Origin of the sequence: Paraburkholderia gardini (assembly GCF_907164545.1) — a bacterium.
In the GTDB taxonomy this organism is placed as follows: domain Bacteria; phylum Pseudomonadota; class Gammaproteobacteria; order Burkholderiales; family Burkholderiaceae; genus Paraburkholderia; species Paraburkholderia gardini.
The window spans coordinates 65,577-77,189 of the sequence record NZ_CAJQZB010000032.1 but is presented as its reverse complement, the minus strand read 5'-3'; the positions used below and the strand labels follow the sequence as shown (position 1 = coordinate 77,189).

Annotated in this window: 9 protein-coding genes and 1 pseudogene; 5 read left to right on the top strand and 5 right to left on the bottom strand. The window is 63.5% G+C overall.

Going from position 1 to position 11,613, the window contains the following annotated elements:
* Positions 1-117: pseudogene (locus LPA37_RS20685) on the bottom strand (2-methylcitrate synthase); the annotation flags it as partial.
* Positions 118-139: 22 nt separating this feature from the next.
* Entirely contained in the window at positions 140-1,030 is an 891-nt protein-coding gene (prpB, locus tag LPA37_RS20680; protein ID WP_229013565.1) for a methylisocitrate lyase, read from the bottom strand.
* A gap of 201 nt (positions 1,031-1,231) precedes the next feature.
* Between prpB and prpR the strand changes: the two genes are divergently transcribed.
* Positions 1,232-3,205 carry a propionate catabolism operon regulatory protein PrpR gene (gene prpR / locus LPA37_RS20675; protein WP_229013563.1) on the top strand — a complete coding sequence of 658 codons (1,974 nt, stop codon included), beginning with the start codon at positions 1,232-1,234 and terminating at the stop codon, positions 3,203-3,205.
* Between the two features lie 373 nt (positions 3,206-3,578).
* Positions 3,579-4,466, top strand: a complete 888-nt coding sequence (gene bla, locus LPA37_RS20670; RefSeq protein ID WP_229013562.1) for a class A beta-lactamase — start codon at positions 3,579-3,581, stop codon at positions 4,464-4,466.
* 27 nt (positions 4,467-4,493) lie between these two features.
* Here the strand turns inward: bla and LPA37_RS20665 are convergent, their stop codons facing one another.
* Entirely contained in the window at positions 4,494-4,892 is a 399-nt protein-coding gene (locus LPA37_RS20665; protein WP_229013561.1) for a hypothetical protein, read from the bottom strand.
* A 270-nt stretch (positions 4,893-5,162) separates the two neighbouring features.
* On the opposite strand from LPA37_RS20665, the gene LPA37_RS20660 reads away from it, so the two are divergent.
* From LPA37_RS20660 to LPA37_RS20650, 3 genes are read left to right on the top strand one after another with little or no spacing between them, the layout of a single operon-like run.
* Positions 5,163-5,618, top strand: a complete 456-nt coding sequence (locus LPA37_RS20660) for a (2Fe-2S)-binding protein (protein WP_228976520.1) — start codon at positions 5,163-5,165, stop codon at positions 5,616-5,618.
* 1 nt (position 5,619) lies between these two features.
* Positions 5,620-7,860 carry a xanthine dehydrogenase family protein molybdopterin-binding subunit gene (locus LPA37_RS20655; RefSeq protein WP_229013560.1) on the top strand — a complete coding sequence of 747 codons (2,241 nt, stop codon included), beginning with the start codon at positions 5,620-5,622 and terminating at the stop codon, positions 7,858-7,860.
* A 13-nt stretch (positions 7,861-7,873) separates the two neighbouring features.
* The gene (locus LPA37_RS20650; protein ID WP_228976528.1) at positions 7,874-9,142 is read left to right on the top strand and encodes a cytochrome c; all 1,269 of its coding nucleotides are present in this window, start codon (positions 7,874-7,876) and stop codon (positions 9,140-9,142) included.
* Positions 9,143-9,327: 185 nt separating this feature from the next.
* Here the strand turns inward: LPA37_RS20650 and LPA37_RS20645 are convergent, their stop codons facing one another.
* On the bottom strand, positions 9,328-11,058 hold the full coding sequence (locus LPA37_RS20645; protein WP_229013559.1) for a PHA/PHB synthase family protein: 1,731 nt from the start codon (positions 11,056-11,058) through the stop codon (positions 9,328-9,330).
* Positions 11,049-11,558, bottom strand: a complete 510-nt coding sequence (locus tag LPA37_RS20640) for a MaoC family dehydratase (RefSeq protein ID WP_228976532.1) — start codon at positions 11,556-11,558, stop codon at positions 11,049-11,051. The genes LPA37_RS20645 and LPA37_RS20640 overlap by 10 nt, the downstream gene beginning before the upstream one ends.
* Positions 11,559-11,613 lie beyond the last annotated feature (55 nt).

Below are 11,613 nucleotides of genomic sequence, written 5' to 3'. Positions count from 1 at the left end.
GCCGGTCTTGCCGACCGTGCACAACGCCGTGTTGCCCGCCGTCACGCCCGACAGGGCGACGGATTTCTTCGGTTTGAATGCGCCGGCTGCAGGCGTGCTGTTATCTGCTTCGCTCATGGTGTCGTCCTCAAGGTCCTGATTATTTCTGTCCGGCAAACAGCGCGTCGAGCTTGTCTTCGTACGCGTGATAGCCAAGGTAGTCGTACAGATCGGCGCGCGACTGCATGGTTTCCACCGCAGCCTTTTGCGTTCCGTCGCGCTTCACGACTTCGTAGAAGTTGAGCGCGGCTGCATTCATCGCGCGATACGCGCCGCAGCAGTAGAGCGCGATGTCGACGTTCGCGTCGCGCAGTTCGGCGGTGGTGAAAAACGGCGTCGAGCCGAATTCGGTCAGGTTCGCGAGAATCGGCACCTTGACCGCGGCCTTGAAGCGGCGATAGTCGTCGAGCGATTTCATCGCTTCGGGGAAGATCATGTCCGCGCCGGCTTCGACATACGCCACCGCACGCTCGATCGCCGCATCGATGCCTTCGACCGCGGCGGCGTCGGTGCGCGCCATGATGACGAACTGGTCGTCGGTGCGGGCATCGACGGCGGCCTTCACGCGATCGACCATCTCTTCCTTCGACACGCATTCCTTGCCCGGACGATGGCCGCAACGCTTCTGGCCGACCTGGTCTTCCAGATGCACAGCCGCGACGCCCGCCTTGATGAACGACTTCACGGTGCGCGCGATGTTGAACGCGCCACCCCAGCCGGTATCGATATCCACGAGCAGCGGAAGGTTCGTTGCATCGGTGATGCGCCGGGCGTCGATCAGGACGTCGTCCATCGTGCTGATGCCGAGATCGGGTACGCCCAGCGAATTGGCCGCGACGCCGCCGCCCGACAGATAGACCGCCTTGAAACCGACGGCCTCGGCCATCTTCGCCGCGTAGGCGGTAATCGCGCCGACAACCTGCAGCGGCTGTTCAGTGGCAACTGCGGCGCGGAACGCCGCGCCGGCGCCTGCTGGATTTCCTGTGTTCACAACATCTCCTTGACCATGACTGGACTCTATACAGCAAGGAACGGGCCAGTCACATGATAACGCGCTAAACCATTGATTTAAAAGACGATCGCTAATTCGCGGTTTGACCGTGTGATTTCATAAATGAAATTTAAAATTTCATCGATGAAGTATGATGCATAATCTCAGGATGAATTTCGACGCCACGAAACCCGAGCGATCATGATGCCGCTTCCCGTATCCGGCCCGCGTCCGCGCATGTGGGCGATCGGTATCAGCAAGCTGCGCGACCTGTACCGGGACATCGCGGGTGAATATGATGGCCGCGCCGATCTGCGGCTTATCTCACGTGGCTTCGAAGACGCCGTCAACGAAATCGCGGCGGCGGGCGCGAACCGTCCGGACATCGTCGTTGCCGCCGGATCGAACGGGACGTACCTGAAAGCGCGCGTCAACGTGCCGGTCGTGCTGGTCGCGCCGACCGGCTTCGACGTCATGCATGCGCTGGCGCGCGCGCGGCGCGATGGCGCATCGGTTGGGCTCGTCACACACGGCGAAACGCCTGGCGAGCTGCGCCGTTTCGTTTCCGCCTACGGTATCGACGTCGTGTTCGGCTCCTACGAATCCGCACAGGACGCGGAAACGTGCGTGCTCGATCTGCGCGATCGCGGCGTCGAAACGGTGGTCGGACCGGGGCTCGTCACCGACCTCGCCGCGAGAGCCGGCATGGGCGCGGTGTTTCTGTATTCGCGTGCTTCGGTGCGCGCCGCGTTCGATAACGCGCTCGATGTCGCGCAAGCCACCTGGCGCGAAGCGGTGCGCCGGCAGCGGCTCGACAGCGTGTTGCAACATCTGCGCGACGGCGTCGTCGCGCTCGATGCGCAGGGGCGCGTCGAAGCGATCAACCAGCGCCTCGCGCTCACGCTCGGTATCGATCCCGCCACCGCGGCCGGCAAGCTGCTGCTCGATCTCGCGCCCGATATCGCCAACGCCGTGCCCGACGCCGAGGGCGAATCGCTGGAAACGGTGCGCGGCGTGAGCTATGTCGTGCATCGCGGTCCGCTCGCCGATAACGGTGTCACCAGTGGCACTGTGCTGACGTTCCAGGAATCGCGCGCGGTCGAACGGCTCGACCGGACGCTGCGGTCGCGGCAGCGCGCGCAACAGTTCGCCGCGCGCTACACGCTCGACGACATCGTCGGCGAGTGCGCGGCCATCGAGCGGGTGCGCAGCCTCGTGCGACGCTACGCGCAGTCGGAAGCGACGGTTCTGATTCGCGGTGAAAGCGGCACCGGCAAGGAGATGGTGGCGCAGAGCATCCATCAGGCGAGCGCGCGACGCGACTTTCCGTTTGTCGCGATCAATTGCGGCTCGTTTCCCGAAGCGCTGCTGGAGAGCGAACTTTTTGGCTATGAAGAGGGCGCGTTTACCGGCGCGCGACGCGGCGGCAAGGCGGGCCTGATCGAAGCGGCGCATCGCGGCACGCTCTTTCTCGACGAGATCGGCGAAATGCCGTTGCCGCTGCAAAGCCGTCTGTTGCGTGTGTTGCAGGAACGCGAAGTCGTGCGGCTCGGTTCGACGGAGCCGACGCGCATCGACGTGCGTATCGTCGCGGCGACGCATCGTGGTTTGACAGAAGGCATCGACGCCGGCGAGTTTCGCGCCGATCTGTATTACCGGCTCAATATTCTGAACATCGCACTGCCGCCGCTGCGCGAACGGCAGGTGGACATTCTGCCGCTCGCCGCTGAACTGCTCGTGCAGGCTGCGCGCCGCGAGCCGCGTCTGGCACGGCAGATTCACAACGTCACCGACGCGGCGAAAGTGCTGCACGCGGTTCGTGTTCCGTTAAGCGAACACCCGTGGCCCGGTAACGTGCGCGAGTTACAGAATGTGATTGAACGGATCGCGGTCGAACTCGCGGACCCGGATGCAGTTGAACTGACGGGCGATGTGCTGCGTTCTATCGCACCCGAACTGTTCGAGCGTGCATCGCGCGAAGCGGCGAGCCTGACGTTGCGTCAGCGCAGCCGCCGCGTCGAAGCCGACGAGATTCGCGCCGCGCTCGACGCATGCAATGGCGACCGTGACCAGGTGTGCGAGATGCTCGGCATCAGCAAGACGACGTTGTGGCGCAAGCTGAACGATGTCGCACAAGCCAGCGGTGCAAAGCCGCGAAGCCGTTCGTTGCGCTAGCAACGGACCGGACGAGACGCATCGGGAGACCTCCCGCAGAACCTCACCTTTGATTGCACGCTGCGCTGAAACAATCGCGACAAAAGCGGGCGAATTCTTGCGCAAGCAATGCCATCGAGCGGTTCAAACAAGTGAACGACGCATAAAATCCCCTGAAACAAGGGGATTTAGCGAAGTTTGAAATGCATGATGATGACGTTGTCAATAGCGAAACGTCCTTTGCGCGACCTGACGCACGGAATCCGGCCGCTTCAGGTTGAAAAAACAATGGTGAGGATATTCGGGACCCGCCGGCGTGCACCTGGCTAGCGGGGAACCTTCACGAGATCATGCAATCGAAACGCACCATGACCATTCCGGCAAACATCCAGCCATGACTCATTCATCCTCCCGTCGCGGGCTGTTGCTCGCGGCTGCTTCCACCCCTTTCATCGCGGCCTGTTCTTCGTGGGCAACCGGTGCTTCGAAAGGCGCTTCGCCGGAGGCGAAACTGGCGGTACTCGAAACCTCGGCAGCAGGGCGCCTTGGCGTCGCGGCGCTGAATACGGCGAATGGCGCCACGCTGATGCATCGCGCGGACGAACGCTTTGCATTTTGCAGCACGTGCAAGGTGATGATCGTCTCCGCGATCCTCGCGCGCAGCGCGAAGGAGCCCGGGTTTCTGCAACAGCGCGTGCGCTATACGAAGGCCGACCTCGTCGCGTATTCGCCGGTTACCGAACAGCATGTCGCTGAAGGCATGACGATTGCCGAACTGTGCGCGGCCGGCATCGACTATAGCGACAACACGTCCGCGAACCTGCTGATCAGAATCGTGGGTGGGCCGTCCGCGGTCACGGCATTCGCGCGCTCGACCGGCGACGAAACGTTTCGCCTCGACCGCTGGGAAACGGAGTTGAACACGGCAATTCCCGGCGACCCGCGCGACACGACGACACCGGCCGCGATGCTGGCAAGCGTGCAGCGCCTCGCACTTGGCGATACGCTGGGCGCGCCGCAGCGCAACCAGCTTCAGGCGTGGATGCGCGCGAATACAACGGGCGGCGAGCGGATTCGCGCGGGCGTCCCAACGGGCTGGGACGTGATCGACAAGACCGGCACGGGCGATTACGGCGCGACCAACGATCTCGCCGTGCTGTGGCCGCCCGCAAAACCGCCGATCGTGCTCGTGACTTATTTCACGCAGCGTGACAGGGACGCGAAGTCGCGCAGCGACGTACTCGCTGCCGCGGCACGCATCGTCGTAAAAGCTTTTGCCTGACGCGAACGCCGCACCGCTGGCCGTGCGCTACCTGTCCGCCGCTTCGCGCAGCACCTGCGCGACCTGTCCATGCGCGTGCAGCAGGTCGGGGCTCATCTGCAGCAATGGCAGATAGCGCGGCAGGAACACCGCGTTCGGGTCGCCGGGCGCGAACAGGGCGATAACCGCTTCCGCGGCGGCCGTCCTGTCGGCGGGTGTGGCTTCCTTGTCGTCGACGACTTCATCGATGTTCGCGATGAGCGTCGAGAGCGGCGTGATCCAGCGAAAGCCCGAGCCGTTGATCAGCACCTGAAGAAACGCCGCCGGTGTGACCGGGCCGAAGTCTTTCTCATACGACGCACGCTCGTGGTCGAGAATCGCCTTGTGCAGCGACAACAACGGTTTGCGAATGGTGTTCAGGAATTGAATCGCGCGCGCTTCGTTCATCGTTCTCTCCTTTCAGTTCGTCAGGCGATTCTGCCAGCCTGCCGGCACACGCGCTGACAGACGGCCAACACGCAATTTCAGTCGGCGCTACAATCGTTTCGCCTCTTCCTTCATCGCCGTTCATTGCTGTCCCGCTGAGTGCCAGACGCTGGTCCTCGCGCTGTTCATCAGCATAGTCCCGTATTAGCGATGGCCGACGGAATAAATTCCGGCTTGCCAGCGCGATTCCTGTCCCATCCAAAACAATAGCCCCACAATCCGGAGCCGCCTATGACAACGCTTACCGTAAATGGACAGACTCATACCGTCGATGCACCACCCGATATGCCGCTGCTCTGGGTGTTGCGCGATCTCGTCGGGCTGACCGGCACCAAGTTTGGCTGTGGCATTGCCCAATGTGGTGCCTGCACCGTCCATCTCGACGGCGTCGCGGTTCGCTCATGTGTGCTGCCGGTCGCGGCAATCGGCGAGCGCAGGGTGACGACCATCGAAGCCGTCGGCGACACGCCCGCGGGCAGGAAAGTGCAGACCGCGTGGCGTCAGCTCGATGTCGTGCAGTGCGGCTACTGTCAGTCCGGACAGGTGATGTCCGCGGCTTCGCTGCTCTCGTCGAACCCCAATCCCACCGATGCCGATATCGATGCCGCGATGACAGGCAACATCTGTCGCTGTGGCACGTACAACCGCATCCGCGCGGCCATCAGGCAAGCAGCGAAGGAGGCGTGACATGTCGCAAGGACTGCTCGATGCGAAAAACGACGGCAAGCGCGAAAAGGATCCGCACGGCGTGTCCCGTCGCACGTTTCTCAAGTTCGGTGCGACGGTCGGCGCGGCAGCAGGCGGCGGCCTGCTGCTGGGTTTCAGTCTGCCGGCGGCAAGCCAGGATCAGGCGTCACGAAAATCGGTGATCGGCGGCGACGGCGTCGAGACGCCGCAAGACGGCGTATTCGCGCCGAACGCGTTCGTGCAGATCGACCGGACCGGCAAGGTCTCGCTCGTGATTCCCAAGGTCGAAATGGGCCAGGGCGTGTACACGTCGATTCCGATGCTGATCGCGGAGGAACTCGAAGTGCCGCTCGATAGCGTCACGATCGATCACGCACCACCGGACGCGAAGCTCTTCACGGATCCGCTGCTCGGCGGCCAGCTCACGGGAGGCTCGACGTCGATCCGTTACGCGTGGGAACCGATGCGGCGTGCGGGCGCCACCGCACGCGTGCTGCTGGTCAGCGCGGCCGCGCAGCAATGGCAGGTCGATCCCGCGACCTGTCACGCGCAGGCGGGCAAGGTCGTGCATCCCGACAGCAACCGCAGCATCGCGTACGGCGATCTCGTCGATGCGGCGGCGAAACTGCCCGTGCCGCAAAACGTGCAGCTTAAAAATCCGAAGGATTTCAAGCTGGTCGGCACGGGCGCAAAGCGCCTCGACTCGCCAGAGAAGGTGGATGGCACGGCGGTGTTCGGTCTCGACGTACGTGTGCCCGACATGGTTTATGCGGCCATTGCGACGTGCCCGGTATTCGGCGGCACGCTCGCGGGCGTCGACGATACGAACGCGAGGAAGATTCCGGGTGTGCGTCAGGTGGTGAAGTTTGACAATGGCGTGGCCGTGATCGGCGACCACACATGGGCCGTCAAGCGCGGCGTGCAGGCGCTCGAAATCACGTGGAACGAGGGCGCGGGCGCGCGGATATCGATGAAACAGATCGTCGACGATCTCGCGAACGCCGCGCAGCGCACGGGTGCCGTCGCGCGCAAGGAAGGCGATGTGAACAGCGGGTTTTCGTCCGCGAAGACGCGCGTCGATGCGGTGTATCAGCAACCGTTTCTCGCGCACGCGACAATGGAACCGGTCAACTGCACGGTCCATGTGCGGCCCGATGGCTGCGATGTCTGGCTCGGCACACAGGTGCCGACGCGCATCGTCGATGCGGCCGTGGCCGTGACCGGCCTGCCGGCGGAGAAGATTGCCGTCCATAACCATCTGCTGGGCGGCGGCTTCGGGCGGCGGCTCGAGTTCGATATGGCGACGCAGGCGCTGAAGATCGGCAGGCAGCTCGGCGTGCCGGTCAAGGTGGTGTGGACGCGCGAGGAAGACATCCAGCACGACATGTACCGCCCGTACTACTACGACAGGATTTCCGCGGGCCTCGACGCGAACGGCAAGCCGGTTGCGTGGCAGCACCGCATCGTGGGTTCATCGATCCTTGCCCGCTTCGCGCCACCGGCGTTTAAAAACGGCCTGGATCCCGATGCCGTCGAAGTGGCCTCGGACCTGCCGTACGATCTGCCGAACCAGCTCATCGACTATGTGCGCCAGGAGCCGCACGCCGTGCCCACCGCGTTCTGGCGCGGCGTGGGACCCACGCGCGGCACGTTCGTCGTCGAAAGTTTCGTGGACGAACTTGCCGCGCAGGCGAAGATCGATCCCGTCAAATATCGTCGCGACCTGCTCGGCAAGTCGCCGCGCGCGCGCAACGTGCTCGACGTCGCCACGCAGGCGGCCGGTTGGGGCAGCGCGATGCCGCAAGGCCAGGGGCGCGGCGTTTCGGTGATGCATGCGTTCGGCAGCTTCCTTGCGATGGTCGTCGACGTGGCGATCGACAAGGGCGAAGTCGCGGTCAGGCGCGTGGTGTGCGCGGTGGATTGCGGCATGGTTGTGAATCCGGATACGGTCGAGGCACAGATACAGGGCGGCGTGATCTTCGCGATCACGGCGGCGCTCTATAGCGAAATCACGATCAGGGATGGCCGCGTCGAGCAGAACAACTTCACGGATTACCGGATGCTGCGCATCGATCAGACGCCGCCGATCGACGTCCACATCGTGAGGAGTACCGAGGCGCCCGGGGGCATCGGCGAACCGGGTACGGCGGCGCTTGCGCCGGCGCTGACGAACGCGATCTTTGCAGCGACGGGCAAGCGGATCCGGCAATTGCCGGTCGGCAGCCAGCTGCAGACCGCCTGAGCGGAGAACGTCGATGAATATCACACTCAAAGCGTTATCCGCGGCACTGGGCATGGCGTTGCCGTTCGTCTCGCATGCGGCCGACGACGCGCTCGTTCAACGCGGCGCGTACCTGGCGAAGCTCGGCGACTGCATCGCGTGTCACTCGGCGCCGCGCGGCAAGCCGTTCGCGGGCGGTCTGCCGATGAACACGCCGATGGGCCGGATCTATACGACGAACATCACGCCCGACCCGGACACCGGCATTGGCCGCTATACCGGGGAAGACTTCGCGCGCGCGATGCGTGAAGGCGTCGCGAAGGATGGTCATAACCTGTATCCGGCGATGCCTTATCCGTCGTACGCGAAGATCAACGACGACGACATGCACGCGCTCTACGCGTATTTCATGAGCGGCGTTGCACCGGTGAAGCAGGCGAACCGCGAGCCGGATATCAAATGGCCGCTCAACATGCGCTGGCCGCTGAAGCTGTGGAATCTCGTGTTCCTGAAAAGCGGCATGTACCAGGACAAACCGGGCAAGGACGTCGCATGGAATCGCGGTGCCTATCTGATCCAGGGGCTGGGACATTGCGGATCGTGTCACACGCCGCGCGGATTCGCGTTCCAGGAAAAGGCACTCGACGAAAGCGGCAGCGCGTTCCTGACGGGCGGTCTGCTCGACGGCTGGTTTGCCGCGAACCTGACGGGCGAGCATAACGTCGGGCTCGGCCGCTGGACGGAACAGGATCTCGCGACGTTCCTGAAGACCGGTGCGAACGCGCACGCGTCCGCGTTCGGTTCCATGACGAGCGTGATCAACAACAGCACTCAGGCGATGAACGATACCGACGTTAGCGCGATGGCGCGGTATCTGAAGTCGCTGCCGGCCGCGGGCGGCTACGGCGGCGCGCAGTATGCGTATGACCCGAAGGCGACGAAGGTGTCGCTGAACCGGCCTGCAAACGATCCGGGCGCGAAGGTTTATACGGCGTACTGCATGCACTGCCACGGCGTCGACGGACGGGGCTTCGCGCCGATGCTCGCGCCGCTGGCGGGCAATCCGAACGTGCTGGAGAAAGACGCGTCGTCGCTTGTCAACGTGACGTTGAACGGCACGGGCGACCTGGTGGTCGGCGGTATTCCGGCGCCGTATCCAATGCCGAAGTACGCGCCCGTACTCAACGACCAGCAGATCGCCGACGTACTGACGTTTATCCGGGCCGGCTGGAACAACAACGCACCGGCTGTGCCGCCGGACGATGTCGCGAAGTTGCGCAAGTCGACTGGCGCGGCGCGTTAAGCGCGAAGGCCATCGCCGTGCAGATGGACAGAAACGCCACTGCGGAAATAATGCCGCCGTGGCGTTTCTGTCAGGGGTCTGGGCGCCGGCACGCGCGTACGCCAGTGCAAGGCATCAAGCCGATGCCAAAAGGCCGCGAAGCGGCAAACGCTTCGCGGCCTTGCAGATCCCGAGCGGGGTGCGAACTATGCGGTGCGCACTTTCACATAGCGTCCGGGGGCCGGCTCGATCGCCTTGTGAACGGCGTTTCCAGGCTTCACGCGCGCCTTGACCGATGCTTCAGCGTACGGCTTCAGCCACTCGATCCAGTGGTTCCACCAGCTGCCCGGCCGCGTTTCGGCGGAAGCCAGCCATGCATCCGGATCGGCGGTCGAATCATCGCTGACCTTGAAATTCCGCTTGTTCTTCGACGCAGGATTGACGACCCCGGCGATGTGGCCGCTCGCGCCGAGAACGAACTGCGTCGGGCCGCCAAGCAGTTGCGTGGATCGATGAGCCGAGCGCCACGGCACGATGTGATCTTCTTCGGTTGCCAGCACGTAGGTCGGGGTGTCGATATTCCCCAGGTCGACGGGCGTGCCGCACATCGTCAGGCGGCCCGGCTTGCAGAGGTTGTTCTCGAGGTACATGTTGCGCAGATACCAGGTGTACATGGGCCCCGGCAGATTGGTGCTGTCGGCGTTCCAGTACAGCAGGTCGAATGCCGGCGGCGATTTGCCCTTCAGGTAATTGCCGATGACGTACGGCCAGATGAGGTCGTTTGCCCGCAGTGTCTGGAACGTGAACCCGAGTTCCTTGCCGGAATAGAGGCCGCCTTGCCCGATCGCGCTCTCGCGCTGTGCGACGCCCGCTTCGTCAATGAAGACGCCCAGCTCGCCGGGTTCCCCGAAATCCAGCATCGTGGTGAGTAAGGTGAGGCTTGCCACCTTGTCTTCACCGCGTGCCCGCGCGATCGCCGTGGCCGACGACAGAATGGTGCCGCCTACGCACCAGCCCACCGCGTTGACCCGGTCGGCGCGGGTAATTGACTGCGCAACGTTCAGCGCCGTCAATGCACCGTGTTCGACGTAGTCGTCCCACGTCGTTTGCGTCATCGTGGCATCCGGGTTGCGCCACGACACCATGAACACGGTCATGCCCTGTTCGCAGGCAAAGCGCACAAAGGAATTTTCGGGCTGCAGATCGAGAATGTAGAACTTGTTGATACACGGCGGCACGATCAGGAGCGGGCGTTTCGCGACCTTCTCCGTGAGCGGAGCGTACTGGATCAACTGGAACAGATCGTTCTCGAACACGACCGAGCCTTGCGAAGCAGCCACGTTGTGGCCGATCTCGTAAGCGGTCTCGTCCGTGATCGAGATGTTGCCGCGCTGCATATCGGCAAGCAGGTTCGTGAAGCCGTCACGCAGGCTTTCGCCGCTGGATTCGAACGCGAGCTTGAGCGCCTCGGGATTCGTCGCGGCGAAATTGGCCGGGCTCAGCGAATCGATGAGCTGGCGCGTGAAGAACCTGAACTTCCGCTTGTCCTTTTCGGTCGTGGCGACTGCATCGACGATGTCTTCAAGCAACCGTGCGTTGAGCAGGTAGTTCTGCTTGAGCAGGCTATACCAGGCGCTCCTGTGCCAGTCTTCCGCAGCAAAGCGGCGGTCGCCCCGCTCCGGCGCGATCACGGGCTCGGTTTCCGCGCCCATCGTGCCCACCAGGGTGCGGGTCCAGACGGTCGCCAGTTGCGGCCAGTACGCCGAATGCGCTTCGAGCAGCGCCACGGGAGCGGCGAGCGATTTCAGGGGCTGCAATGCAGCGGACGTGTCGTCGGGGGGAACGCCATTCGCGTCCAGAGCGGCCATGGCGCGCCAGAACTGCTGGCCGGACGTGATGAATCCCTGTACGTATTCAGTGGGTACGTTTAACGGCATGATTGTTGCGCCTCGATTGACTCACTCGTGATTGCAGGCTCTCCGGCACCGTCCGCGCATTCGGCCACACGCCGCGCACGGGACGTCGCCATGACGACCGCTTCGCCGTCGATCACCACTTTTCCCGCCACCGTGCAGACGGTCGACATCACGACGCGGCTCTTTTCCGGCTGCAGTTCCTTCACGGCGACCGTTGCGTGCACGGTATCGCCGGCCCGGACCGGTGCCTTGAAACGCAGGTTCTGTCCGACATACACGGTACCCGGGCCGGGCAGGCGCCCGGCGAGGGCCGCGGAAATCATGCTCGCGGACAGCATCCCGTGCGCAATGCGTCCCTTGAACGGCGTGGTCCGCGCGAACTCCTCGTTGATGTGAACTGCGTTGATGTCGCCCGATGCGGCCGCGAAGAGCAGGATGTCCGCCTCCGTAATGGTTTTCGCAAAGCTGGCGCTCATGCCTGCTTCCAGGTCTTCAAAGTCGTAACCGCCGATTTCGTTCATCTGTCTCTCATATAGTTGTTACTGAATGAAGGGGCCGGACCCGCCTGAACCGATG

What these genes read in the sequence shown, in the direction of transcription:
- LPA37_RS20640 (WP_228976532.1), bottom strand. Translation starts at nt 11,558, where the DNA reads ATGAACGAAATCGGCGGTTACGACTTTGAAGACCTGGAAGCAGGCATG.
- LPA37_RS20645 (WP_229013559.1), bottom strand. Translation starts at nt 11,058, where the DNA reads ATGCCGTTAAACGTACCCACTGAATACGTACAGGGATTCATCACGTCC.
- LPA37_RS20650 (WP_228976528.1), top strand. Translation starts at nt 7,874, where the DNA reads ATGAATATCACACTCAAAGCGTTATCCGCGGCACTGGGCATGGCGTTG.
- prpR (WP_229013563.1), top strand. Translation starts at nt 1,232, where the DNA reads ATGATGCCGCTTCCCGTATCCGGCCCGCGTCCGCGCATGTGGGCGATC.
- LPA37_RS20660 (WP_228976520.1), top strand. Translation starts at nt 5,163, where the DNA reads ATGACAACGCTTACCGTAAATGGACAGACTCATACCGTCGATGCACCA.
- LPA37_RS20665 (WP_229013561.1), bottom strand. Translation starts at nt 4,892, where the DNA reads ATGAACGAAGCGCGCGCGATTCAATTCCTGAACACCATTCGCAAACCG.
- bla (WP_229013562.1), top strand. Translation starts at nt 3,579, where the DNA reads ATGACTCATTCATCCTCCCGTCGCGGGCTGTTGCTCGCGGCTGCTTCC.
- LPA37_RS20655 (WP_229013560.1), top strand. Translation starts at nt 5,620, where the DNA reads ATGTCGCAAGGACTGCTCGATGCGAAAAACGACGGCAAGCGCGAAAAG.